24 protein-coding genes and 1 pseudogene are annotated in these 22,614 nt (G+C 70.9%); 8 read left to right on the forward strand and 17 right to left on the reverse strand.

Annotation, left to right across the window (positions count from 1 at the left end; translation table 11 throughout):
- Positions 1-41 precede the first annotated feature (41 nt).
- On the reverse strand, positions 42-1,376 hold the full coding sequence (locus tag ACWD4J_RS23665; protein WP_451397409.1) for an acetyl-CoA C-acetyltransferase: 1,335 nt from the start codon (positions 1,374-1,376) through the stop codon (positions 42-44).
- Positions 1,377-1,447: 71 nt separating this feature from the next.
- On the opposite strand from ACWD4J_RS23665, the gene ACWD4J_RS23670 reads away from it, so the two are divergent.
- Together ACWD4J_RS23670 and ACWD4J_RS23675 are read left to right on the forward strand one after the other, a co-directional pair.
- On the forward strand, positions 1,448-2,800 hold the full coding sequence (locus tag ACWD4J_RS23670; RefSeq protein ID WP_451397410.1) for a 3-oxoacyl-ACP reductase: 1,353 nt from the start codon (positions 1,448-1,450) through the stop codon (positions 2,798-2,800).
- Positions 2,801-2,846: 46 nt separating this feature from the next.
- On the forward strand, positions 2,847-3,731 hold the full coding sequence (locus ACWD4J_RS23675; RefSeq protein WP_451397411.1) for a MaoC family dehydratase: 885 nt from the start codon (positions 2,847-2,849) through the stop codon (positions 3,729-3,731).
- Here the strand turns inward: ACWD4J_RS23675 and ACWD4J_RS23680 are convergent.
- The 8 genes from ACWD4J_RS23680 to ACWD4J_RS23715 form a co-directional block, all read right to left on the reverse strand.
- Positions 3,728-4,402 carry a TetR/AcrR family transcriptional regulator gene (locus tag ACWD4J_RS23680; RefSeq protein ID WP_451397412.1) on the reverse strand — a complete coding sequence of 225 codons (675 nt, stop codon included), beginning with the start codon at positions 4,400-4,402 and terminating at the stop codon, positions 3,728-3,730. The genes ACWD4J_RS23675 and ACWD4J_RS23680 overlap by 4 nt on opposite strands.
- Positions 4,403-4,470: 68 nt before the next feature.
- On the reverse strand, positions 4,471-5,730 hold the full coding sequence (locus tag ACWD4J_RS23685) for an MFS transporter (RefSeq protein WP_451397413.1): 1,260 nt from the start codon (positions 5,728-5,730) through the stop codon (positions 4,471-4,473).
- 24 nt (positions 5,731-5,754) lie between these two features.
- The gene (locus ACWD4J_RS23690) at positions 5,755-6,057 is read right to left on the reverse strand and encodes a DUF4229 domain-containing protein (RefSeq protein ID WP_451397453.1); all 303 of its coding nucleotides are present in this window, start codon (positions 6,055-6,057) and stop codon (positions 5,755-5,757) included.
- A gap of 117 nt (positions 6,058-6,174) precedes the next feature.
- Positions 6,175-6,747, reverse strand: a complete 573-nt coding sequence (locus tag ACWD4J_RS23695; RefSeq protein ID WP_451397414.1) for an N-acetyltransferase family protein — start codon at positions 6,745-6,747, stop codon at positions 6,175-6,177.
- Between the two features lie 95 nt (positions 6,748-6,842).
- Positions 6,843-7,508, reverse strand: a complete 666-nt coding sequence (locus ACWD4J_RS23700) for a UdgX family uracil-DNA binding protein (protein WP_451397415.1) — start codon at positions 7,506-7,508, stop codon at positions 6,843-6,845.
- A 224-nt stretch (positions 7,509-7,732) separates the two neighbouring features.
- The gene (gene mqnE, locus ACWD4J_RS23705) at positions 7,733-8,896 is read right to left on the reverse strand and encodes an aminofutalosine synthase MqnE (protein WP_451397416.1); all 1,164 of its coding nucleotides are present in this window, start codon (positions 8,894-8,896) and stop codon (positions 7,733-7,735) included.
- 88 nt (positions 8,897-8,984) lie between these two features.
- Positions 8,985-9,440, reverse strand: coding sequence for an Lrp/AsnC family transcriptional regulator (locus tag ACWD4J_RS23710; RefSeq protein WP_451397417.1), 456 nt, complete (start codon positions 9,438-9,440; stop codon positions 8,985-8,987).
- Between the two features lie 212 nt (positions 9,441-9,652).
- Entirely contained in the window at positions 9,653-10,387 is a 735-nt protein-coding gene (locus ACWD4J_RS23715; RefSeq protein WP_451397454.1) for a UbiX family flavin prenyltransferase, read from the reverse strand.
- Between the two features lie 170 nt (positions 10,388-10,557).
- Here ACWD4J_RS23715 and ACWD4J_RS23720 point away from each other — a divergent pair, with 170 nt between their 5' ends.
- On the forward strand, positions 10,558-11,220 hold the full coding sequence (locus ACWD4J_RS23720) for a rhomboid family intramembrane serine protease (protein ID WP_451397418.1): 663 nt from the start codon (positions 10,558-10,560) through the stop codon (positions 11,218-11,220).
- Positions 11,221-11,240: 20 nt separating this feature from the next.
- Here the strand turns inward: ACWD4J_RS23720 and mqnP are convergent, their stop codons facing one another.
- A complete protein-coding gene (mqnP, locus tag ACWD4J_RS23725; protein ID WP_451397419.1) occupies positions 11,241-12,143 on the reverse strand; it encodes a menaquinone biosynthesis prenyltransferase MqnP in 903 nt (300 codons plus the stop codon).
- Positions 12,144-12,222: 79 nt separating this feature from the next.
- Entirely contained in the window at positions 12,223-13,680 is a 1,458-nt protein-coding gene (locus ACWD4J_RS23730; RefSeq protein ID WP_451397420.1) for a menaquinone biosynthesis decarboxylase, read from the reverse strand.
- A gap of 100 nt (positions 13,681-13,780) precedes the next feature.
- Here ACWD4J_RS23730 and ACWD4J_RS23735 point away from each other — a divergent pair, with 100 nt between their 5' ends.
- Positions 13,781-14,179, forward strand: coding sequence for a PLD nuclease N-terminal domain-containing protein (locus ACWD4J_RS23735; protein WP_451397421.1), 399 nt, complete (start codon positions 13,781-13,783; stop codon positions 14,177-14,179).
- Positions 14,180-14,353: 174 nt separating this feature from the next.
- The gene (locus ACWD4J_RS23740; RefSeq protein WP_451397422.1) at positions 14,354-15,769 is read left to right on the forward strand and encodes a purine-cytosine permease family protein; all 1,416 of its coding nucleotides are present in this window, start codon (positions 14,354-14,356) and stop codon (positions 15,767-15,769) included.
- 46 nt (positions 15,770-15,815) lie between these two features.
- On the opposite strand, the pseudogene ACWD4J_RS23745 reads toward ACWD4J_RS23740, so the two are convergent.
- Together ACWD4J_RS23745 and ACWD4J_RS23750 are read right to left on the reverse strand one after the other, a co-directional pair.
- Positions 15,816-16,172: pseudogene (locus ACWD4J_RS23745) on the reverse strand (ricin-type beta-trefoil lectin domain protein); the annotation flags it as partial.
- Positions 16,173-16,329: 157 nt separating this feature from the next.
- Positions 16,330-16,890 (reverse strand): hypothetical protein, encoded by a 561-nt coding sequence (locus ACWD4J_RS23750; RefSeq protein WP_451397423.1) that lies wholly within the window; start codon positions 16,888-16,890, stop codon positions 16,330-16,332.
- 325 nt (positions 16,891-17,215) lie between these two features.
- On the opposite strand from ACWD4J_RS23750, the gene ACWD4J_RS23755 reads away from it, so the two are divergent.
- Entirely contained in the window at positions 17,216-17,710 is a 495-nt protein-coding gene (locus ACWD4J_RS23755) for an N-acetyltransferase family protein (protein ID WP_451397424.1), read from the forward strand.
- A 62-nt stretch (positions 17,711-17,772) separates the two neighbouring features.
- Here the strand turns inward: ACWD4J_RS23755 and ACWD4J_RS23760 are convergent, their stop codons facing one another.
- A complete protein-coding gene (locus tag ACWD4J_RS23760) occupies positions 17,773-18,120 on the reverse strand; it encodes an ArsR/SmtB family transcription factor (protein ID WP_451397455.1) in 348 nt (115 codons plus the stop codon).
- Between the two features lie 127 nt (positions 18,121-18,247).
- Here ACWD4J_RS23760 and ACWD4J_RS23765 point away from each other — a divergent pair, with 127 nt between their 5' ends.
- Positions 18,248-19,234 (forward strand): quinone oxidoreductase family protein, encoded by a 987-nt coding sequence (locus tag ACWD4J_RS23765; protein WP_451397425.1) that lies wholly within the window; start codon positions 18,248-18,250, stop codon positions 19,232-19,234.
- Between the two features lie 12 nt (positions 19,235-19,246).
- Here ACWD4J_RS23765 and ACWD4J_RS23770 read toward each other — a convergent pair whose 3' ends face one another.
- Together ACWD4J_RS23770 and ACWD4J_RS23775 are read right to left on the reverse strand one after the other, a co-directional pair.
- The gene (locus ACWD4J_RS23770) at positions 19,247-19,729 is read right to left on the reverse strand and encodes an ABA4-like family protein (protein ID WP_451397426.1); all 483 of its coding nucleotides are present in this window, start codon (positions 19,727-19,729) and stop codon (positions 19,247-19,249) included.
- The gene (locus tag ACWD4J_RS23775; RefSeq protein WP_451397456.1) at positions 19,726-20,634 is read right to left on the reverse strand and encodes a hypothetical protein; all 909 of its coding nucleotides are present in this window, start codon (positions 20,632-20,634) and stop codon (positions 19,726-19,728) included. The genes ACWD4J_RS23770 and ACWD4J_RS23775 overlap by 4 nt, the downstream gene beginning before the upstream one ends.
- A 186-nt stretch (positions 20,635-20,820) precedes the next feature.
- Between ACWD4J_RS23775 and ACWD4J_RS23780 the strand changes: the two genes are divergently transcribed.
- Positions 20,821-21,471, forward strand: coding sequence for a MerR family transcriptional regulator (locus ACWD4J_RS23780; RefSeq protein WP_451397427.1), 651 nt, complete (start codon positions 20,821-20,823; stop codon positions 21,469-21,471).
- 47 nt (positions 21,472-21,518) lie between these two features.
- On the opposite strand, the gene ACWD4J_RS23785 is transcribed toward ACWD4J_RS23780, so the two are convergent.
- On the reverse strand, positions 21,519-22,352 hold the full coding sequence (locus ACWD4J_RS23785; RefSeq protein ID WP_451397428.1) for a class I SAM-dependent methyltransferase: 834 nt from the start codon (positions 22,350-22,352) through the stop codon (positions 21,519-21,521).
- Between the last annotated feature and the right edge of the window lie 262 nt (positions 22,353-22,614).

Consider the following 22,614-nt stretch of genomic DNA (forward strand, 5'->3'; position numbering starts at 1 on the left):
GGCGGCTCCTTGTCGTTGCCTGGCGGTACAGGGGGGACGGGTCAGATGCGTTCGAGGATCGCGGTCACGCCTTGGCCTCCGGCCGCGCAGACGGAGATCAGCCCGCGTCCGGGCCCGTCGCGCTCGGCGAGCAGCTTGGCGAGGATCGCGACGATGCGCGCCCCGGTCGCCGCGAAGGGGTGCCCGGTCGCGAGGGACGAACCGGCCACGTTGAGCTTCGCCCGGTCCACCGGGGCGAGCCCGCGCTTCTCCCAGGCCGCCAGGGTCGCGAGCACCTGGGAGGCGAACGCCTCGTGGACCTCGACCAGATCGAAGTCCTCGATACCGAGCCCGGCCCGCTCCAGCATCCGCGGCACGGCGTGCGCGGGCGCCATCAGCAGACCGTCCTCTCCCCCGCGGACATCGCCGCCGTCTCCGGCGAAGTCGACGGCCGCGGTCTCGTACGCGGTGAGGTACGCGAGCGGCTCCAATCCGCGCTCCCGGGCCCACTCCTCGCTCGCGAGCAGCACGGTCGCCGCGCCGTCCGTGAGCGGCGTCGAATTCCCGGCGGTCATGGTCGGGTCCGGCTGGTCCTTGCCGAACACCGGCTTGAGCGCGGCCAGTTTCTCCACCGTGGAACCGGGGCGCAGGTTCTGGTCCCGGGCGAGGCCGCGGAACGGCACGACGAGGTCGTCCAGCAGGCCCCTTTCGTACGCGGCGGCCAGCCGCTGGTGACTCGCCACGGCGAGTGCGTCCTGTTCCTCGCGGGAGATGCCCCAGGCGCGCGCGGTCACGGCCGCGTGCTCGCCCATCGACAGACCGGTGCGCGGCTCGGCGTTGCGCGGGATGTCGGGCACGAGGTGCCGGGGCCGGACACGGGCGAGCGCCTTCAGCCGCGCCCCGGCCGACCTGGCCCGCCGGGCCTCCAGGAGGATGCGGCGCAGCTCGTCGTTGACGCCGAGCGGCGCATCGCTGGCGGTGTCCGCGCCGCCCGCGACCGCCGATTCGAGCTGCCCGAGCATGATCTTGTTGGCGGCGGCGATGACGGCCTGGAGTCCGGTGCCGCAGGCCTGCTGGATGTCGTACGCGGGGGTGCGCGGGTCGAGCCGGGAGGCGAGGACGGTCTCGCGGGCGAGGTTGAAGTCGCGGCTGTGCTTGAGGACGGCACCGGCCACGAACTCGCCGACGGCGCCCGGCTGGTCGAGCCCGAAACGGTCGGCGAGCCCGTCGAGCGCGGCGGTGAGCATCTCCTGGTCGGAGGCCGTGGCGTAGGGGCCGTCGGAACGGGCGAAGGGGATACGGCTGCCGCCGATGACCGCCACGCGTCGCACGCCCGGCGGGAACTGCGCACCGGGGCTGTGGGGACTTCCGGGCTGCGGGGGACCTGCGGGACTCATCTCGACCGGCACCTGACTCTTAAGTAACCTTACTCCGAAGTAAATTTACGATGATGCTGGGAGTTTGGACAATGGCCGACCGCTATCTGCAGTTCTCCCGCACCGCTCCCGGCCGTTTCCTGTCCCGCCGCCTCGGCCTGCCCCAGCCCGCGGCGCTGCACCGCTGGTCGGCCGAACGCCCCGCCCTGGAGGGGCCGTTGCTGCACCTCACGGCGGGGACGTCGCGGCTCGGGGGCCCGGTCGGTTCCCCGGGCCCGCTCGGCGATGTTCTCGCCCGTACCGGCCTGGAGGTCCGGGCGGCCGCCGACCGTCCCGCGGCCGTCGTGCTCGACGCCACGGGTGTCGCCGACGTCGAGACGCTCGCCGAGGTGCATACGGCGCTGCACCCCGTGGTGCGCTCGGTCGCCGAGAGCGGGCGGGTCGTGGTGCTCGGCGCGCCGCTGGACCCGGCCGACCACCACCAGGCCGCCGTCCAGCAGGCACTCGAGGGGTTCGTCCGGTCCCTCGGTAAGGAAATGGGGCGCGGGCGGACGGTCTCGCTGGTACGGATCGCGGCCGAAGCCGGGGCCGGTGCCGTCGCCGCCGAGTCGACACTGCGTTTCCTGCTCTCGCCCAAGTCCGCCTTCGTCAGCGGTCAGGTGATCGAAGTGGGCGGCGCCGACGGCGGCGTGACGGCGCCGGAGGAGTGGGAGCGGCCCCTCGCAGGGCGCACCGCCCTCGTCACCGGCGCCGCGCGCGGCATCGGCGAGGCGGTCGCCGAGACGCTGGCGCGCGACGGCGCACGGGTCGTCTGCCTCGACATCCCTGCCGCGGCAAGCGACCTGGAGAGGGTCGCGGACCGGCTCGGCGGGAGCGCACTGCCGCTCGACATCACCGCGGACGACGCGGGCGAGCGGATCGCGGCGGCGCTCCCCGACGGGCTCGACGTCCTCATCCACAACGCGGGGATCACACGCGACCGCAAGCTGGCCAACATGCCGGCCGAGCAGTGGACTTCGGTCCTGGAGGTCAACCTCGCGAGCGTGCTGCGTACGACGGACTCGCTGCTGAAGTCCGGGGCGCTGGGGGCGGGCGGACGGATCGTCGCCACCGCGTCCATCGCCGGGATCGCCGGCAACACCGGCCAGACCAACTACGCGGCGAGCAAGGCCGGCATCGTGGGCCTGGTGCGAGCGCTGGCCCCGCGGGCGGCCGCCGAGCACGGGGTGACGGTCAACGCCGTGGCCCCCGGGTTCATCGAGACGCGGATGACGGCCGCCATTCCATTGTTCATACGCGAGGCGGGGCGGCGGATGAACTCCCTTGCGCAGGGCGGGCTGCCCGTCGATGTCGCCGAGACGACGGCATGGCTGGCGAGCCCCGGATCCGGGGGTGTGAACGGGCAGGTGGTGCGGGTGTGCGGGCAGAGCCTGCTCGGGGCGTGAAGAACGCCTGCCCACATCAGACGACAGCCCGAGGAGGCCACCGACTTTGCAGACTCTGACTCTTGCCACGCCGCCCTCGCTGCCGCGGGTCCTCGCCAGTGGGGCGTTCCTCTCACCGTTCAAGAAGGGGGCGCCGACGGACGGCCGCGGGACCGGTACGCGGCTCGTGCTGCCCGGGGTCCGGGTCGACGGGGCGCGGCTCACCGCGTACGAGCGGGTGTGCGGATTCGCCGCCGGGCAGGATCAGGCTCTGCCGGTGACGTATCCGCACGTCCTCGGCTTTCCGCTCGCCATGCGGCTGATGGCCGCCCGTGACTTTCCGCTGCCGCTGCTCGGGCTCGTCCACACGTCGATCGAGATCGGTCAGCGGCGCGGCCTCGGGCCGGACGAGGAGTACGAACTCACCGTGTACATCGACGGGTTGGCGCCGCACCGGCGCGGCACCGAAGCGGTCGTGGTGACCGAGGCGCGGGTGGGCGGTGAGGTCGTTTGGGAGTCGAGGAGCAGGTATCTGGCCCGGCACAGGACCGAGCCGGCCGCCGCTCCCCGCGACCGGTCGGCGCAGCCGGAGCGGGAGCCGCTGCCCGCCGTCGCCGAATGGACGCTCGGCGGGGATGTCGGCCGCCGCTACGGCGCCGCGTCCGGGGACCGGAACCCCATCCATCTGTACCCGCTCACCGCTCGCCTCTTCGGCTTCCCCCGGGCCATCGCGCACGGCATGTGGACCGTCGCGCGCTGCCTCGCGCAGCACGGCGTTCCCGAGGCGGCCCGCGTCCGGGCCGAGTTCAGGGCTCCGGTGCTGCTGCCCGGCACGGTGGTGTACGCCGCCGAGGGGGCGGCCTTCGAGCTGCGTGGCGGTGGGCAGGGGGCGGGCGAGGACCGGATCCATGTCATGGGTGAGGTGTTGTCCCTGGTTCAGGCAGGAGCCTAGGCGCGCGCCGGGGCCGGAACCTGAGCGGATCCTGCCGCGGGGGACCACGCCCGCCCCTCCATGAGGCCGCCCAGGCCGGCCCATGCGAAGTTCATCAAGGTCGCCGCGGCCTCCTTCGAGGAGACGCCGGGTGTGGCGTTCGCCCACGCGGCGAGCGACTCGGCGGACCCGACCAGGGCCTCGGCCAGGCCCGCGACCTCGCGTTCCGGCAGCGACGGATCGCGGTGTGCCTCTCGGGCGGCCACCGCGATCAACCGCGTGACCAGCGCGACGATCTCCTTCCGCATCGCGGCGGCCTCGGCCGCGAACGGCTCGCCGTGCGTACGCGCCTGACGGTGCAGCACCGCCCAGCCGTCCTGGTTCTGCGCGGTGTGCGTGAAGAAGGCGCGCAGCCCTCCCCAGAGTCTGCGGTCGGCCGGGTCCTCGAGCCGTACCCCCGCGCGTACCGCCTCGATCAGGGACCGGGCCTCACGCCGGATGCATGCCGTGAAGAGGTCTTCCTTGGAGTTCAGATACAGGTACACCAGCGGCTTGGATACGCCCGCCAGGTCGGCGATCTCGTCCATGGACGCGGCCTGGTACCCGCGCTGCCCGAAGATCCGCACGGCGGCGTCCATCATCTGCTGCTCACGCACAGCACGCGGCATCCGCTTGTTCTTCACAGCACCCATACGGCTTAGCGTACGGTCCGCTCCGGCGCCCGCGGCGGAACGCGTCGGGTGCCGTGAGCCGCCGTGGTTCACGGGTGGCTCCGGGCCGGCTCCGGTTCGTGCCGCGACACGTGGTCGTGGCGCGGGAGCAGGAGCGGGGTTGCCAGCAGGAGGAGACCGGCGATCCCGATCGCGGTACGCGGACCGGTGACGCCGGCCAGCAGGCCCCACAGCGCTGTCATGGCCGCGGTAGTGACCTTGCCGGTGGCCGACCACGCGGACAGGGTGCGGGCCACTCGGTCCGAACCCGTCTGTTCGAGCCGGTAGGTGGCGAACACCGGGTTGAACACGCCGCAGCAGGTGATCAGCCCGAGCTCGACGGCCATGACGAGCACGAGCCCGGCGACACCGGGCCGGACGAGGACGAGTCCGAGCGACCAGCACGCGCGCAGTACCCCGGCCGTGAACATGACCTTGTGCTGCCCGAAGCGGGCGACGAGCGGCCGGGCCAGGCGTGAGCCGATCAGACCGCCGACGCAGGGCACCGCGAAGGCGAGGCCGTACTGCCAGGGCGCGAATCCGAGATCGCCGAGCATGAGGACGGCGAGCAGCGGCGAGCTCACCATGATGAGGCTGTTGACCAAGACCGTGTTGAAGAACATGGGGCGCAGCGCGGAGCTGGCCAGGATGTGCCGCCACCCGTCGAGGAGGTCGGCCGCCCGGAAGCGCGGCGGTGCACCGGGCGGTGTACCGGTTCGTACGGGGCGTGGCTCACTGCCGCCGATCGCACGGATCCCCACGGCCGAGAGCAGGAAGCTGACCGCGTTGGCCGCCACGGTCATCACCGGGCCGAACAGCCCGATCGCGGCTCCGCCGAGCGGCGGTCCGAGCACGGTGGCGGTCCAGGTCGTGGCCTCGAACCGCCCGTTGGCGACGAGCAGGTCCTCGGGTCGTACGAGTGCCTTCAGGCATGCGCCAGTGGCCGCAGTGAAGGTGATGTCGGCCGCGCCGACGATGACCGACACGACCAGGAGCTGGGTGAAGGTGAGCCGGCCGAACGCGTACGCGGCGGGGACGGTCAGCAATGCTCCGAACCTGACCAGGTCCATCGCGACCATCACCGGCCGCTTGCGGTGGAACTCCACCCACGGGCCGAGCGGCACCGACACCACCGCGCCGACCGCCAGCCCCGCGGCCGCCAGCAGCGCCACCTCCGTCGATCCGGCGTGCAGCACCAGGACCGCGATCAGGGGGAACGCGTCGAACGCGAGCCATGTGCCGAGCGTGCTGACCGCGTACGCGGCCCACAGCCATCCGAACTGCCGCCCCAGCGGACGTCTGGCCCCCATGCGCAGCAGGAGTGCGTGTGCGGGCTAGCCCTGGGCCTGCCCGTGTGCGCGGGCCGCGTCGTCCACGCCGTCCTCCTGGCTGCGGTTGCTCTCCAGGTTGGCCTTGGCCCGGTCGACCCGCGCCACGATCTGCTCGGACGCGCGGTCGCGCTCCTTGCGGAGTACGACGAAGCTGATGGGCGCGGAGATCACCAGGGCGAGGAGGACGATCCACATGTCGTTGGAGCCGCCGAGCCCGCGCGGCAGAACGCCCGAGTAGACGAGGCCCCAGACGACCACGAGGCAGCCCACGAAGATCCCGAGGCGCATCAGCGTGTAGCGGAGCATGTCATTCCACTCTTCCGTTCCGAACATTCCGAAATTGGACGCTCCCCCAGTGAAGCACGCGGCCGGTGGTGCGCGGCCCCGGGGGTCGGACGCCGAGGGACTCAGCCGTCGGGAGAGTCAGCCGGCAAGGGATTCAGCGGTCGCGAGGAGCGGCTGCCGCCCTGCGGGTTCGAGCGGCAGCAGCATCGTGATGTCGTCGCGGTCGTCGCCGGGCGCCACGCGTATGGCGCTGGGCACACGCCCGACCTCCTCGTAGCCGCAGGAGCCGTAGAAGCGCTCGAGGCCGAGACCTCCGCGGCAGGTCAGCCGTATCGCCTCGATGCCCTCCAGGCCGCGGGCCGCGTCCGCCGCGGCCTCCAGCAGGTCCCGTCCGTAGCCCCTGCCCTGGTGCCGTGGGTGGACCATCACCGTGTAGAGCCAGATCCAGTGCCGCATCAGCCGGTGCGTGTTGTGCGTGAGGAACGCGGTCGCCGCGGCCTCACCCGCCTCGTCGAAGCCGACCAGGAGCCGGGTGCGGCCCTCGCTCATCGCCGCGAAGTGCTTCACGAGCTCCGGACGTATCGCCTCGGCGGTCACGGGCGGCACGAAGCCGACGGCACCGCCGGCGTTGGACACGTCCGCCCAGAGGGCGAGGAGTCCGTCGCGCAGCCCGGGCGTGATCGCGGGGTCGAGTTCGAAGGTGAGCGACATGCGGCCGACCCTAACCGGCGCCACTGACAGCCGGGCACGGCGTCTCGCGACGTGGACCCGTGACGCGATCGTCGCGCGGTCAGGGTCGTCGGTCGTCAGCCCAGCGCTCGCACGGCCACCTTCAGGTCGGACACCAGCCCCTGGTACACCGCCTCGCGGTCGTCGGCGCGCAGCACCGCGGAGGGGTGGATCGTGGCGACCACGCGCGCGTGCCGCCCGTGCATCTCCTCCTCGAGCAGCATTCCGCGCTGCTTGGTGACCCGGAACGAGGAGCCGAGCAGCGCCTTGCCCGCGGTCGCACCGAGCACCACGATGATCTCGGGGTCCACGAGGGCCAGTTCGGCGGCCAGCCACGGCCCGCACGCCGTCATCTCGCGCAGGCTGGGCGCCTTGTGGATACGCCGCTTCCCGCCGCCGGGCGGCTGGGTCCACTTGAAGTGCTTGACGGCGTTGGTGACGTACGTCTGCGTCGGGTCGATCCCCGCCTCGGCCAGGGCGCGGTCGAGCACCTTGCCGGCGGGCCCGACGAACGGCTGTCCGCGCCGGTCCTCCTGGTCGCCGGGTTGCTCACCGACGAGGACCACACGCGCGTCGGCGTTCCCGGTGCCGAAGACGGTCTGGGTGGCGTCGCGGTGCAGGGGGCAGCCGCGGCAATCGGCGGCGGCCGCGCGCAGGGACTCCAGGTCCGTGACCTCGGGGACGAACGGTTCGGCGGTGTACGCGTCCTCGGACGCCGTGGCGGTACGGGTACGGGTGCTCACGGCGGCCGGGTACCCCGGCGACGTGGGCCAACCCCACCGCCCCCGTTGTGGGCAGTCGTTCCGCTGGGGCGGAACGGGTGGGCACAACCCACGACGGCGGGTGCGCCTTCTGGCGGGGTTGCCCGGGGGCAGTACAGCGAGCCCCCGCCAGAGGGGGTGCCGCTGTGCCCACCCGTGCCGCCCCTAGCGGCACGACTGCCCACAGCGGTGGGTGCGCCCCCGCCTCAGACCCGCATCGGCTGCGGCGACTCCCGCCGCGCCGGATCCGGACCCTCGTACTCGCGAATGATCTCGTACCGCGTGTTCCGCTCCACCGGCCGGAACCCCGCGTCACGGATCAGGTCCAGCAGATCCTCACGGGTGAGCTTGTTCGGCGTGCCGTAGTTGTCCGCGTCGTGCGTGATCTTGTACTCGACGACCGAGCCGTCCATGTCGTCCGCGCCGTGCTGGAGCGCGAGCTGCGCGGTCTGGACGCCGTGCATGACCCAGAAGACCTTGACGTGCGGGATGTTGTCGAAGAGGAGGCGTGAGACCGCGAAGGTCTTCAGGGCCTCGGCGCCGGTCGCCATCTGCGTCCGGGCCTGAAGGCGGTTGCGGACCTTGCCGTCCTTCATGTCGACGAAGTCGTGCTGGTAGCGCAGCGGGATGAAGACCTGGAAGCCGCCGGTCTCGTCCTGCAGCTCACGCAGGCGCAGAACGTGGTCGACCCGGTGGCGCGGCTCCTCGATGTGCCCGTACAGCATCGTGCACGGGGTCTTCAGACCCTTCTCGTGCGCGAGCCGGTGGATGCGCGACCAGTCCTCCCAGTGGGTGCGGTGGTCGACGATGTGCTGCCGGACCTCCCAGTCGAAGATCTCCGCGCCGCCGCCGGTCAGCGACTCCAGACCGGCCTCGATCAGCTCGTCGAGGATCTCCGACGCCGACAGCCCGGAGATCGTCTCGAAGTGGTGGATCTCGGTCGCCGTGAAGGCCTTCAGGGAGACGTTCGGCAGGGCCTTCTTCAGCTCGCTGAGCGAACGCGGGTAGTACCGCCACGGCAGATTGGGGTGCAGGCCGTTGACGATGTGCAGCTCGGTGAGGTTCTCGTTCTCCATCGCCTTGGCGAGGCGGACGGCCTCCTCGATGCGCATCGTGTACGCGTCCTTCTCGCCCGGCTTGCGCTGGAACGAGCAGTAGGCGCACGACGCGGTGCACACGTTCGTCATGTTGAGGTGGCGGTTGACGTTGAAGTGCACGACGTCGCCGTTCTTGCGGGTGCGCACCTCGTGGGCGAGACCGCCGAGCCAGGCCAGGTCGTCCGACTCGTAGAGAGCGATGCCGTCCTCGCGGGTCAGGCGCTCACCGGCCCGGACCTTCTCCTCCAGCTCGCGCTTCTGCCCCACGTCCATCCGGGCGCCTCCCATTGCCTGTGCTGATCGAGCACTCAACCGTACTCCCCCGCCTTCCGGGCGGCGGCACCCCCACCGCCGCACCGTGTCACGCCTCTTCGGGCAGCTCCCCGACCCGGTTCTCCCACTTCGTGGAGAGCACGATCGTGGTACGCGTACGCGAGACGCCCTTGGTGCCGCTGAGCCGGCGGATGGTCTTCTCCAGGCCGTCCACGTCGGTGGCCCGGACCTTGAGCATGAACGAGTCGTCGCCGGCGATGAACCAGCAGTCCTCGATCTCGGGCAGGTCCTTCAGCCGGCGTGCCACGTCCTCGTGGTCGGCGGCGTCGGAGAGCGAGATGCCGATGAGGGCGGTCACGCCGAGGCCGAGGGACGCGGAGTTGACCGTCGCCCGGTAGCCGGTGATGACACCCGCGGCTTCCAGGCGGTTGATGCGGTCGGTGACGCTGGGGCCGGAGAGCCCGACGAGCCGTCCCAGCTCGGCGTAGGAAGCCCTGCCGTTCTCCCGCAGGGCCTGGATGAGCTGCCTATCCACGGCGTCCATAGGTCAGATGCCTTTCATTATTCAGCAGTCCCGCAAGTTTATGTGCAAAATCCAAGGCGTGCAGGGCGGACACCCTGTGAACCTTTCTCTACATCTCCTTGAGATGTCGGTGCGTGTGCCGGTCGGGCAAAGGTGATCTTGCAGGAGCCGCCGGGGCCCCTCAAGACGCCGGACGGAAAACGACACCCCCCGCAAGCCAAGTCCCCGACCTGCTAGGACACTCCAGAAGGTCCCTCCCGCAAGGGCCCCTTGTCCCCCGGGTCCGGCGATTCCCCCGAGTGCCCCGTGTCCCGGCCGCCTCCCCCGAGCTCCCCCTCCCAGCGGCGGTACAGCCCGTGCGGTACCCCCGCCGCGTCCAGCGCCCGCCCGGCGACGAAGTCCACCAGGTCCTGGATGTGCGTCGCCCCGGCGTAGAAAGCCGGTGAGGCGGGCAGCACGGTCGCGCCCGCGTCGTCGAGCGTCACCAGATGCCTCAGCGTCTGGCCGTTCAGCGGTGTCTCCCGCACCGCGACGACCAGCCTGCGCCCCTCCTTGAGCGTCACGCTCGCCGCGCGCTGCAGCAGGTCCTTCGACAGACCGAGCGCGACCCCGGCCACGCACGCCGTGGACGCGGGCACGATGAGCATGCCCTTCGCCGGATACGACCCCGAGGACGGGCCGGCCGCGAGATCGCCGGCGGCCCAGTACCGCACATCGCCGAGACCGCTCTGAAAGGGATACGGCTTCCCGTCGGCCCCCCGCGACAGCCATTCCCGCAGGTCGTCCCGCCAGTGCCCGTCCCGGAACGCGATACCGGTCTCGTCGAGGAGCGTCAGCCGTGACGCCCTCGACACCACCAGGTCGACGCTCTCGCCCGCCGCGAGCAGCGCTCGAAGCACGGCAGCGGCGTACGGCGTACCGGATGCGCCGGACACTCCGACGATCCAGGGCCTGCGCTGCGCGCTCACCGCGCTCTCCCCCTGTTCTTGCGCTTCGCGACCATCCTGACGGGAACTCACGCACCGAGCCTATCCGGCGCCCGGAACGCCGGGACGACGGCGGGGGGTGGCCGGAACCATGAGGGCGGTGCCGTGCGTTGTGCAAGGCAGAGAAGGGGGACGCTCACAGGGGGACGCTCATGTCGTACGGATTCACCCAGCAGGCCCAGGCGCCGGAGCCATCCCGGCGCGTGCCGGAGCCTTCCGGGCGCGAGCGCGCCAAGGCCGCGGGAGTCCTGATGCTGGGCTGGGTGGCGCTGCTGTGGCTGCTGGAGATCGTCGACGTGGCGAGCGGCCACGCCCTGGACACCTTCGGCATCACCCCGCGGCATCTCGGCGAGCTGCGCGACATCGTGCCCGCCGCGTTCATGCACTTCGGCTTCGGCCACCTCGCCGCCAACAGCATCCCGCTGCTGGTGCTCGGCTTCCTCGCCGCCCTCTCGGGCATACGCCGCTTCGTCGGCGTCGCCGCCGTGATCATCGTGACCAGCGGTCTGGGCGTCTGGCTGACGGCACCGGCGCACTCGACGACCGCGGGCGCCTCGGGCGTCGTGTTCGGCCTCTTCGGCTATCTGCTGGTACGGGGCTTCGTGGACCGCCGCATCCGCGACATCCTCATAGGCCTGCTGGTCGCCGCGATCTACGGCTCGATCCTGTGGGGCGTCCTGCCCACGGCGACGGGTGTGAGCTGGCAGGCCCATTTCTTCGGGCTGCTCGGCGGTGTGCTCGCGGCGTTCGTGTTCCGGCGTCCGCGGGCGGTGGAGCAGACGGCACGGGCGGGCGCCGGCCGCCTCATACCGTAGGCGGCCGATGCCCGCCGGGCTCACACCGTGAGGCCGCGCACCAGCAGGTCCAGGAGCGCGCAGGCGAACAGGGCGATGCCGATGAACCCGTTGACGCTGAAGAACGCCCGGTTCAGCCGGGACAGGTCGTTCGGCCGCGCGATGGAGTGCTCGTAGAGGAAGGCACCCGCGACGATCAGCAGACCGAGCCAGAGGAACGCACCGCCGTCCGTGGCGAGGGCGTACCAGACGAACAGTGCCGTGGTGACCAGGTGGCAGGCGCGCGCGCCCCACATGGCGGCCGGGATGCCGAAGCGGGCCGGGACCGACTTCACGCCGATCTCGCGGTCCGTCTCGACGTCCTGGCAGGCGTAGATCAGGTCGAAGCCGCCGATCCAGATGCCCACCGCGAGGCCGAGGATCACCGCTTCCCAGGACCACTCGCCGGTGATCGCGATCCAGGCGCCGACCGGGCCCATGGCCTGGGCGAGTCCGAGGATCGCCTGCGGGAAGTTCGTGAACCGCTTGCCGTACGGATAGACCACCATCGGGATGACGGCGATCGGCGCGAGCGCCAGGCACAGCGGGTTCAGCAGGGCGGCCGCGCCGAGGAAGAACACGAGGGCGATCAGCGCGCCGGTCCAGGCGGACTTCACGGACACGGCGCCGGTGACGAGTTCGCGGTGCGCGGTGCGCGGGTTACGGGCGTCGATCTCGCGGTCGATGATCCGGTTGGCGGCCATCGCGAAGGTACGCAGGCCCACCATGGCGATGGTGACCAGGAGCAGCCGCCCCCAGTGAATGCCGCCGTCGAGCCGGAACATCGCGGTGAGCGAGGCGATGTAGGCGAAGGGGAGCGCGAAGACCGAGTGCTCGATCATGACGAGGCGCAGGAACGCCTTGGTTCTGCCCGGCTGCGGGATCGCGGCGGATGCGCTGCTCACAGGCTGTACCCCGGCTCACCCGCGGCGCCTCGGGGACGCCCCGCCTCCGCGCTGTCGTACTCTCGCGCTGCCTCGGACCTCACAGCCCATACTCCTTCCACCGGCGGTCGACCTTCGCGGCCGTCTCCGGGTCGGACAGCACCATGTCCGGCCAGCCGCCGTCTCGTGTGTAGCCCTCCTCGGGCCATTTCTTCGTCGCGTCGATGCCCGCCTTGCCGCCCCAGAACTGCTGGTACGAGGCGTGGTCGAGGTGGTCGACCGGGCCTTCCACGACGGTGAGGTCGCGGGCGTAGTCGGTGTTGCCGAGCGCGCGCCACGCCACCTCGTGCAGATCGTGGACGTCGCAGTCGGAGTCGACGACCACGATGAGCTTGGTCAGCGACATCATGTGCGCGCCCCAGATCGCGTGCATCACCTTCTGGGCGTGCTTGGGGTACTTCTTGTCGATCGCCACGATGGCGCAGTTGTGGAAGCCGCCGGCCTCCGGCAGGTGGTAGTCCACGATGTCCGGGACGATGATCTTCAGCAGGGGCAGGAAGAAGCGCTCCGTGGCGCGGCCCAGCGGGCCGTCCTCGGTCGGCGGCCGGCCGACCACGATCGACTGCAGAAGCGGCCGCTTCCGCATCGTGACGCAGTCGATCTTCAGCGCGGGGAACGGTTCCTGCGGTGTGTAGAAGCCGGTGTGGTCGCCGAAGGGTCCCTCGGGGAGCATTTCGCCGGGCTCCAGCCAGCCCTCCAGCACGACCTCGGCCTGCGCCGGGACCTGCAGCGGCACCGTCTTGCAGTCGACCATCTCGATCCGCTTGCCCTGCACGAAACCGGCGAACAGGTACTCGTCGATGTCGCCGGGCAGCGGCGCCGTGGCCGCGTAGGTCACGGCGGGCGGGCAGCCGAAGGCGATGGCGACCGGCAGGCGTTCGCCGCGCCGGGCCGCCACCTGGTAGTGGTTGCGGCTGTCCTTGTGGATCTGCCAGTGCATGCCGATGGTGCGCTTGTCGTGGCGCTGCAGGCGGTAGAGCCCGAGGTTCCTGATCCCGGACTCGGGGTCCTTGGTATGCGTCAGGCCCAGGTTGAAGAAGGAGCCGCCGTCCTTGGGCCAGGTGAAGAGGGCCGGAAGCTGGTTCAGGTCCACGTCGTCGCCGCGCAGGACGACCTCCTGGACCGGGGCGTTCTCGGACTTCACCTTCTTCGGCGGTAGGTGGGTCATGGCGCCGAGCTTCCCGAAGGCCTCGCGCACCCCCACGAACCCGTGGGGCAGCTCCGGCTTGAGCAGCCCGCCGATCTTGTCGGTGATGTCCTCGTACGACTTCAGGCCGAGGGCCTTGAGCAGCCGGCGGTCCGTGCCGAAGACGTTCATCGCGAGCGGCATCGCGGAGCCGCGCACGTTCTCGAAGAGGAGAGCGGGGCCGCCGGACTTCTGCACCCGGTCGACGATCTCCCCGACCTCCAGATACGGATCGACCTCGGCCTTGATGCGCTTGAGGTCGCCTTCGCGCTCCAGCGCCCGGAGCAGGGACCGAAGATCGTCGTAAGCCATGCCGTCCAGTATCGGACACCCGTTACCCTGACCCCGTCACCGGGGCCGTGCTCCCCGCTGCCGCACTCACGTCCGACGTCTGCTGGGGGATCGCACGACCATGCTCAGGTATCTGCCCTTCTTGCTGGTCCTGGCGCTGTGGATCTACGCCTTCATCGACTGCCTGAACACCCCCGAGGAAGAGGTGCGGGGTCTGCCCAAGGTGGTCTGGGTCATCATCATCCTGCTCTTCGGCGAGGTGCTGGTCGGACCCGTAGCCTGGCTCGTCGCGGGCAAGGCGCGCAAGGGTCCCGGCGGTGGCTCCACACCGTCCGAGTGGCACCGCAACCACCGCACGCAGTGGGTCGCGCCGGACGACAACCCCGATTTCCTCAAGTCCCTCAAGGAAGAGAACAAAAAGGACGAGGCGCTGCTGAAGGACTGGGAGGCCGACCTGCGCCGCCGCGAGGAGGAGCTCAAGCGGCGCGAGCAGCAGAACGGGGCCGAGGACGAGTCGTGACATGGAACTGCGGCTGCTCGTGACCTTCGAGAAGGCCGCAGCCGCAGCCGGCCGGCCGGGGCGGCCGTAGCACGCCGGCCGAGGCGGCCGTAGTACAAGGTGTACGCCCGCGCGCGCCGAGAAGCGGACAGAGCGCCTCTGGGCCGGGGCGCGAACGGCCCCGACACTTCGGTCATGACAACCGCGCCCACCAGTACGCCCGTCGAGCCGGCCCCCGAGTACGGCGACAAGGTCATCGCCGTCGAGACGGCCGGTTCCGAGCCGATTCCGCTCGCCGAACGGCACGGCAGCCCGCGCGGGCTGCTGTGGACGTGGGCCTCGCCGAACATCGAGTTCGCGACGGTGTACATCGGCGTCATCTCGGTGCTCTTCTTCGGTCTGAACTTCTGGCAGGCGTCGGCGGCGCTGCTGCTCGGCACGGCGCTCGGTGCGGTGACGCACGGGGTGCTGAGCCTGGACGGTCCCCGGTTCGGGGTGCCGCAGATGGCGATCGGCCGGTTCTCCTTCGGATACAAGGGCAACGCCGTGCCGTCCGTGGTCAACGCCCTTGTCGCGGGCGTCGGCTGGTTCGCTGTCAACAGCGTCAGCGCGGCCTTCGCGCTCAACACCCTCACCGGTCTGCGCCCGTTGCCGTCGCTGCTGATCGTGGTGGTCGCGGAGATCGTGATCGGCTTCATCGGCCACAACTTCGTGCACGCCTTCGAGCGTTACGCGCTGCCGGTGCTGGCGGTGGTCTTCCTGCTGGCCGGTGTCTGGACGTTCCGCGAGGCCGACCTGGGTGCGTCCGGCGCGGGCGGCGGGACAGGCGGATTCCTGCTCGCGTTCAGCACGGCGTGGGGGTACGCGGCGGGCTGGAACCCCGGCGCGACGGACTACTCGCGCTATCTGCCGCCGACCGCGACCCGCTGGAAAGTGGCGCTCTACCCGGCGTTCGGCCTGTTCGTCTCCATCTCCGTCGTCGCCCTGATCGGCGCGGCGTCGGCGACGATCGCGGCACCGCAGAGCGCGACGCCGACGGCCGCCTTCACCGGCCACCTGCCGTCGTGGCTCAGCAACCTGGTGCTGCTCGCGATCATCCTGGGCGCCGTCTCCGCGAACGCGCTCAACGTCTACTCGTCCGCGATGTCCGTCACCGCACTCGGGCTGCGGCTGCCCGCGTGGCTGGGCCGCAGCGCCATCGTGGTCCTCTGCGGTGTCGCGGGCACGGCGGCCGCCTGGGCGTCCCTCGCCGACGCGGGCCACGCCTACGAGGCGTTCCTGCTGGTCATCGCGTACTGGGTCGGCCCCTGGCTGGGCGTCGTCCTGGTGGAGCGCCGGCTGCAGTCCCGTACGGCGACGGACGAGGAGCTGTCGGCCCGCCTGACCGACCGCGCCTACACCAACTGGCCCGGGATCGTCTCGCTGTTCGCGGGCGTCATCGTGTCCGTCCCGCTCTTTTCGAACCAGGAGAAATACGTGGGGTGGGTGCCGGAGCAGTGGCCGTCCGTGGGTGACGTGACGTGTCTGGTGGGGTTCGCGGTGAGTGCGGGGTTGTACGCGGTGCTGCGACGGGCGGTCACGAAGACGCCCTCGTCCGGGCCGACCGCCTAGCTGCCGCCTGCCTGGCGAGGCGGGCCGAACAGCCCGCCCTCGCCGACTACACCCGTGTCCAGCTCTGTGACGAGTCCCCGGATCGGCAGGTCACGGTCACCACGTTGACGCCCGAGCCCAGGTCCAGGCAGCCGCCGTTGGAGACGCTGATGACGGAGTTCCCCGAACCCGTGCGCCAGTACACGTACCGCCCCATGCCGCTGCAGACGTTCGTGTAGACGTCATTGCCCAGGTCGTTCGCGTACAGGCACGATCCCATCTGCTTGTCGACGAGCTTGAAGCTGCCGTCCGACATGCTCTGGAGGGTCCATGCGGCGGACGCGTCCGTGCAGCTCCCCATGGACACGGTGCCGTAGAGCTGGGTCATGCACTTGCCGTTGGAGACGTTCTTGAAGCGGTAGGTGCCCGATGCCGGGGCCTTGGCCGCGCCCCCCGCAGTCGTACCGCTGGAGCCGCCCGAACTGCCCGAACCACCCGAGCCGCTGCTTCCGCATGATGCGGCCCACCGGCTCCGCTGGTCCGCCTGGCGGCGTCGCCATCAGGCCCGAGCCCAGGCCGGCCTACGGCGCTGTGCGGAGTGTGCGGTTGCGGGCCAGCGGTGCGAGGCTGGCCATGAGGCCGACGGCCGCGAGCGGGATCAGGTCGAGGTTGACCGTGATCAGGGCGAAGGACACGAACACGAGCGCCGGGCTCCACACGGGCAGCCGCCTGGGCCGTGCGGCTGCCAGCATGATCAGCAGGGTGAGCATGCCGAGCTGGAAGGCGAGCGGGCCTGCCAACTTGAGAAGGTCGGGCAGCGGGGTCGAGTCGGCCAAGCCGGAGAACAGATCGCCGAGGATAACCCAGACGAAGCAGCCTGCGCCGAATACTCCGGCGACCATGGCGGCACTGGCGGCGGTTCGCATCCGGACGGTGGCCGCGGGAACGAGGCGGCGCAACTCCACGACGAAGGCGCCGAGCAGGAGGAAGGCGGCGAGGAAGAACGTGTGGCCGAGGTTCCAGGCCACCCCCGGGCCGTGGTCGCCGTCCATGCCGTCGATCAGGCGAAGCACCCCGTAGCACAGCAGCAGGAAGGGGATGAGGACGGAGAGCAGCCGGGTTGTGCGTGCTATTGAGGTCATGCCCACACGGTCCCTGTCCGGTCCGGCTGTGGGCTATCGGGATGATCCCCTAGCGCACCCGGAGGGCTGCCTTAGGGGTTAGGCCGCTCAACGACGGGCGCTCTAGGGGGTGTAGCGCTTCCGCAGGGACCTTCCGGATCAGGGTGACATCCCCAATCCCGCAGCCGCGGGTCAGCGCTCCCACGGTAGAGCCGCACCCAACCGCGAATCAGACATGAAGATCACGATCTACGGCTGGAGTACTGGAACGCATTTCTAGAAAAGCGAGCACAAGCGCATCGACCGGCCGGATCTCGGGCGCTGAGCGCCGGTTAGAGTCGGTGCCATGACCGCTGCCCCTGACCTTCGGCCGGCTCGTGTGCTGCGGCCCGCGACCCGCGCTGACTTGCCCGCCGTACTCGCCCTGCTCGCCGACGAGGACACCGTGGTGGATCCGGCGACGGTCGTGGTGACGGAGGCGCACGAGCGCGCCTTCGCGGCGATCGACGCGGACCCTCGCAACGAAATGCTGGTCCTGGTCGAGGACGCCGGCGACCAGGGCGCGGGCGGCACGGTGGTGGGGTGCCTGCAGGCGACGTACATCCCCGGGCTCGGCAAGGGCGGCGCCGAGCGGGCCCTCGTCGAGGCGGTGCGGATCCGCGCGGACCGGCGCGGCAGCGGGCTCGGCCGGACCTTGATGGAGCACACGGCCGCACGGGCACGCGCGCGAGGCTGCGCCCTTGTCCAGCTGACCAGCAACAAGAGCCGCGAGGACGCGCACCGCTTCTACACCGCACTGGGCTTCGCCCGCAGCCACGAAGGGTTCAAGCTCGCGCTCTAGGGTCTGCAACCCTGCAGTTCAGGCCGAAATTCATCTGGAGCGGCGGGGTATGTGTCAGCGCTTCACCCGCCCTGACGTTCAGCAAGGTCCTCGCGCAGCACCAACTCCAGCAACCCCGGAAAACGCGCGTCGAACTCCCCCCTGCGCAGGCGGTTGACGCGCTTCGGGCCCTCGTCCCGTTGTTCCACCAGGCCGGCCGCGCGCAGGACGCCGAAGTGGTGGCTGAGGGCCGCCTTGCCGACGGGTACGTCGAAGCTGCCGCAGGTGCGCGTCCAGTCCGTGGAGCCCGCCAGTTCCCGTACCAGCTGGATGCGTACCGGGTCCGCGAGCGCGGTGAGCGCCGTCAGGAGCGAGACCTCGTCGGGGTGGGTGTGGACGGGGGCGGCTCGGTGGCTCGCGCGTTTCGCCATGGCCATGCCTGGCTCCTTCTCCCTCCGCCTCGGACTGCGGCGTGGTGCGGTTGTGGAGTGTTCGATGAAGACCATACACTCCTGAGTGTTCGCCTTCCGTTGAACACTCGCTGAGGGGTGTTGTGTCATGCGCGCTGTCCGGATCCAGGAGTACGGCGGTCCCGAGGTCCTGAAGGTGGTGGAGGCCGACGTTCCGGAGCCGGGGCCCGGGCAGGTGAGCATCGATGTCGCGTACGCCGGTGTGAACTTCGCCGATCTCAAGGCGCGCGGCGAGGGATACCGGGTGGCGTCACTCCCGTTCGTGCCCGGGCTGGAGGTGGCTGGGCGCATCCGCACGGTCGGCGTCGGCGTGACCGGGCTCGCTGTCGGCCAGGACGTGGCCGCACTGACGGACGGCGGCGCCTACGCGGAGGTGGCCGTCGCCGACGCCGCCACCGTCTTCGCCCTGCCGGACGGCGTGTACCTGCGTACGGGCGCCACCCTCCCCACCGTGCTGCCGACCGCGCACGCCCTACTGCACGAGGTGGGCCGGCTGCGGGCCGGCGAGACCGTGCTCGTGCAGGGCGCCGCGGGCGGAATCGGCACCGTGGCCGGGCAGTTGGCGAAGACGGCCGGTGCGGGGGCGGTGTACGGCGTGGTGTCGGGCGCCGCGAAGGCCGAGTACGCCCTCAAGTACGGGTACGACGAGGTGTTCGTCGGGGACAGTTGGGCGGACCAGGTGCGGGCCGCGACCGGCGGGCGCGGGGTCGATCTCGCGCTCGACCCGGTCGGCGGCGACACGTTCCGCCGGACCCTGGAGGCGCTCGCGGTCTTCGGGCGCCTGGTGTCCTTCGGCAACGCGAGCTCGGCGGAGCCCTGGCGGGTGGGTCAGCCGGAGCTCTACCCCGGCGGGCGCTCTGTCGCTGGGTTCTCGATCCTGACGCTGGCCCAGACGGCCCCGGACGTACTACGGGAGGTCGCCGAACGCGCCTTCGGCGCGGTGGTCGACGGGACCGTCACCATCCCCGTGACCGAGGAGTTCCCACTGTCCGAGGCCGCGGAGGCACACCGCCTGATGGGCTCCCGGACCAGCACGGGCAAGCTGCTGCTCCGGGTGGCGGACCAGGTCCGCTGAACCGGGGACCTCTCACGTACCGATGCGCGCCTGGCGTGCGGCCCGGTCCCCGAGCTTCCTCCCGGGCCGGGCCTTGGCCGTCCGCGTCCGTGCCGCCCGCAGCACCAGGAAGACCAGCAGCCCGATCGGCGAGAGCAGGATCGTCAGGACCAGCAGCGGACCCATGACCAGCGGATGGATCCCGAGCCTGCGGGACTCGAGGAACATCCACTGCCCGAGCAGCAGGTCCCAGGCGATCACCTGCGCCCAGATCGCCCCGGCGCCGTCGGCGAGCGCCGTCAGCTCCCGGAAGACGTCCAGGTCGGGCGCGCGTACCGCGTCCCACAGCTCGGGGAAGACCGGAACGGCCAGACCGAGGTAGACCAGCAGGATCGGTACGGCGGTCAGGGGCGACGCTGCGATCCGGGCCGTCCACGCCCAACCCGGCGCCAGAATCATCAACAGCCAGACGGGCGCGGCCAGACAGAAGGACGCCTCGAAGAGGAAGACAGTCATGCCGCGCCCTCCTGTTCAGGGTGGCTGCCCGGAACCGCCGTCTTCCGTACGGGAGTCGGGCGCAGTGCGACGAGCGCGCCCGCCACCGCTCCCACCGCGATCAGCGCCACCGCCCCCAGTGTCAGGCCGTCCGGGTGGATCAGCGGCTGGCCGCGCAGCGCCTGCCAGGTCACGAGGGCGAAGAAGGCGGCGTAGGCGCCGGAGGCCACGAGCACCAGGCGGAGCCGTACGCGCGCGTCACGCAGTGCAGGGAAGCGCGGCGCCAGGGCGACCAGCCCGAGCAGCAGGAACGGCAGCAGCTGAAGGGCGTGCATACCGACGAAGTGCGGGATGCGCAGGTCGCCGCCGGTGGTCGACCATCCCGTGAGCGGCATGGACGGTCCGCCGTCCGGCACGCCCACGCTGTGCCCGCCGACCACCTTGGAGACGCCGCCCTCCTGGCCGGGCTTCGGCTGCGTCATAAGGAATCCGACCGCGGCGCCGGCCAGCGCGAGCACCGAACCGCACCTGATCGCCCAACTCGAGGCCGGATCGAGTGACTTGGCGCGGAACATCAGGACGGCGATGACGAGAGTGGCGGTCCATAACACGACGACCGTCACGCCCATGGTGGCGAAGACCGCCGCGTCGAAGGGTGTCGCGAAGTTGAAGTGGCTCCGCTTGCCGCGGATCACCTGGAGCACGATGAGCACCATCTCGATCGCGCTCGCGACCGTCACGACCGTGCCCGCCCACCAGCCGACCCGCCGGGCGCGCGGGAGCAGCGACAGGATCCAGGCGAGCGAGAGGCAGTACGCGATGAACGACAGCGAGAACTTGAGCGGCTTGAACCAGATCGGCGAGCCGACGAGAACGCGGTCGTCCACGACGAGCCCGACGGCGGAGACCGCCGCAAGGACGGCCATCGCGCCCGCGAAGGCGACCAGTGGTCGATGCCAGCCGGTGAGGGATGAGGAAGATGAGGACGCAGAAGACATGATGCACCCCGAGAGAAATAGATAGTGACGCTTTCCGCTATCCGATAGTGGAACTATCTATCATGGGGTGTGGAGTTGGCAACGCCGTTTCGGCGGCAGGAAGGTGACCGCACCGTGCGCATCGGGGAGTTGAGCCGCCGGACCGGAGTGTCCGTAGCGACGATCAAGTACTACGTACGCGAAGGGCTGCTCCCCGCCGGGCAGTTGTCCAGCCCGAACCAGGCCGCCTACGACGAGACACACGAGCGCCGGCTGCTGCTGATCCGCGCCCTGCTCGACGTCGGCGGGCTCTCCATCGCGGGCGCACGGGGAGTGCTCTCGGCGATCGACGACCCCGGTCAGTCGGTGCACGACGTGCTGGGCGAGGCGGTGCATCTGCTCGGCCCGGTGGCCCCGCGCCACGAGGCGGAGGCCGACCCGGTGCTGGACGCGGCCCTGGCGGAGGTGGCCGGACTGCTCAAGCGGCGCGGCTGGCAGGCGGACGTGGGCGACGTCCAGTCGCAGGCCGTGGCAGCGGCGCTCGCGGCGCTGGACCGCGCGGGTATGGCCGGTTTCGCGGCGGCCGTCCTGGACGACTACGCCGACGCGGCCGAGACGGCGGCGCGCGCGGACCTCGCGTACGTGAGCCGGCATGTGGCGCGCGAGGACATGGTGGGGAGTTCAGTGGTCGGGACGGTACTGGGAGAGGCGCTGCTGGGCGCGCTGCGGCGCCTGGCGCACGTGGACGCCTCGGCTCACGCGTTCGAGGGGGACGAGCGGGCATAGCTCCAAGGGGGTGCGCGCCGCACCCCCGACCTCCTCCGTACAGCCGACTACGCCCGGACGGCATCGGCCGGGCGCTCACCGGCCGTCTCGGGTGTGGCATGAGTGATGCGGATCTTCGACTGCGGGTGCCACGTCTCCTCCCAGTCGTCCATGAGGCGGGCGGCCAGGCCGTGCTTCTCGGCGAGCCGGACCAGCGTCTCCGTGCGGTAGTAGAAGTCCTCGCGCAGCACCTGGTGCTCGGCTCCCTCCGTACGGTCGAAGGTGAAGTCGAAGAAGCCGCCGGGGGCGAGGATCCGTCCGACGTGCGACAGGCATTCGTCGATGACGTGCAGCGGCGAGTGCGAGAACACGCTGTGCGCGTGCACCTTCGTGAAGTGCGCGTCCGGCAGGAAGTCCAGCTTCAGGTTGTCGACGGGTGTGAGGTGCGGCAGTTTGTCCTGGAGGCGGTAGCGGACCAGCGTCTTCTTGGCCTCGATGAGGATGTCGGGCGAGATGTCGATGCCGTAGTAGTGACCGGGGTCCAGGTGCTGGATGAACCGCCAGCCGGCGCGCAGGTTGCCGCAGCCGATCTCCAGCATCCGGTCCTCGGGCTTCAGTCCGTGCTGCAGCAGGTAGTCGAACTGCAGCTGCCCGATGGCCAGCCAGCGTTCGCGCGACGGCCGGCCGCCGACTGCCGCCTCGGGACTCCGAGCGGTGTCGGACGCCATCACGGCCCGGTAGTACGCGATGTGGCTCCCGCGGTGGCGCAGCCGCAGCCAGCCGTCCCGGCCGGCCCGCCGCAGATAGGGCAGCACACGCTCCGGATGCTGCAACGCGTAACGCGCCTTGTGTCCGAGCTGTGTGCGGTTCGTCCGCAGACGCACAGCGGATCGCTTCTGCATTGACGGCCTCCGTGGCATCCGTGGGTTGCCCCTGCGCGGATGCTAGCGACGCACGCCGCACCGTCCCATTTCCGCGTCACCCGTTCGGCCGCGGAGGTGTCGCGCGGCATCACTCGGTACCGCCTCGGCCTGCCGGTTCGTGCCGTGTCGGCCTGCCGGTCCGTGGCGTGGAGGCCGTGCGCTCAACCGTTCGGGAGAGTCGTTCGGCAGAGTGGCGCGTCGCCGTGGTGGACGGGGGCGACCACACGCAGCGTGGAGCCGT

The organism is Streptomyces sp. NPDC002577 (genome assembly GCF_053594815.1).

Coding starts and splice junctions, on each gene's coding strand:
- ACWD4J_RS23665 (WP_451397409.1), bottom strand. CDS start 1,376: ATGAGTCCCGCAGGTCCCCCGCAGCCCGGAAGTCCCCACAGCCCCGGT.
- ACWD4J_RS23670 (WP_451397410.1), top strand. CDS start 1,448: ATGGCCGACCGCTATCTGCAGTTCTCCCGCACCGCTCCCGGCCGTTTC.
- ACWD4J_RS23680 (WP_451397412.1), bottom strand. CDS start 4,402: ATGGGTGCTGTGAAGAACAAGCGGATGCCGCGTGCTGTGCGTGAGCAG.
- ACWD4J_RS23685 (WP_451397413.1), bottom strand. CDS start 5,730: ATGGGGGCCAGACGTCCGCTGGGGCGGCAGTTCGGATGGCTGTGGGCC.
- ACWD4J_RS23690 (WP_451397453.1), bottom strand. CDS start 6,057: ATGCTCCGCTACACGCTGATGCGCCTCGGGATCTTCGTGGGCTGCCTC.
- ACWD4J_RS23695 (WP_451397414.1), bottom strand. CDS start 6,747: ATGTCGCTCACCTTCGAACTCGACCCCGCGATCACGCCCGGGCTGCGC.
- mqnE (WP_451397416.1), bottom strand. CDS start 8,896: ATGGACGTGGGGCAGAAGCGCGAGCTGGAGGAGAAGGTCCGGGCCGGT.
- ACWD4J_RS23710 (WP_451397417.1), bottom strand. CDS start 9,440: ATGGACGCCGTGGATAGGCAGCTCATCCAGGCCCTGCGGGAGAACGGC.
- ACWD4J_RS23720 (WP_451397418.1), top strand. CDS start 10,558: ATGTCGTACGGATTCACCCAGCAGGCCCAGGCGCCGGAGCCATCCCGG.
- ACWD4J_RS23730 (WP_451397420.1), bottom strand. CDS start 13,680: ATGGCTTACGACGATCTTCGGTCCCTGCTCCGGGCGCTGGAGCGCGAA.
- ACWD4J_RS23735 (WP_451397421.1), top strand. CDS start 13,781: ATGCTCAGGTATCTGCCCTTCTTGCTGGTCCTGGCGCTGTGGATCTAC.
- ACWD4J_RS23740 (WP_451397422.1), top strand. CDS start 14,354: ATGACAACCGCGCCCACCAGTACGCCCGTCGAGCCGGCCCCCGAGTAC.
- ACWD4J_RS23750 (WP_451397423.1), bottom strand. CDS start 16,890: ATGACCTCAATAGCACGCACAACCCGGCTGCTCTCCGTCCTCATCCCC.
- ACWD4J_RS23755 (WP_451397424.1), top strand. CDS start 17,216: ATGACCGCTGCCCCTGACCTTCGGCCGGCTCGTGTGCTGCGGCCCGCG.
- ACWD4J_RS23760 (WP_451397455.1), bottom strand. CDS start 18,120: ATGGCGAAACGCGCGAGCCACCGAGCCGCCCCCGTCCACACCCACCCC.
- ACWD4J_RS23765 (WP_451397425.1), top strand. CDS start 18,248: ATGCGCGCTGTCCGGATCCAGGAGTACGGCGGTCCCGAGGTCCTGAAG.
- ACWD4J_RS23770 (WP_451397426.1), bottom strand. CDS start 19,729: ATGACTGTCTTCCTCTTCGAGGCGTCCTTCTGTCTGGCCGCGCCCGTC.
- ACWD4J_RS23775 (WP_451397456.1), bottom strand. CDS start 20,634: ATGGCCGTCCTTGCGGCGGTCTCCGCCGTCGGGCTCGTCGTGGACGAC.
- ACWD4J_RS23785 (WP_451397428.1), bottom strand. CDS start 22,352: ATGCAGAAGCGATCCGCTGTGCGTCTGCGGACGAACCGCACACAGCTC.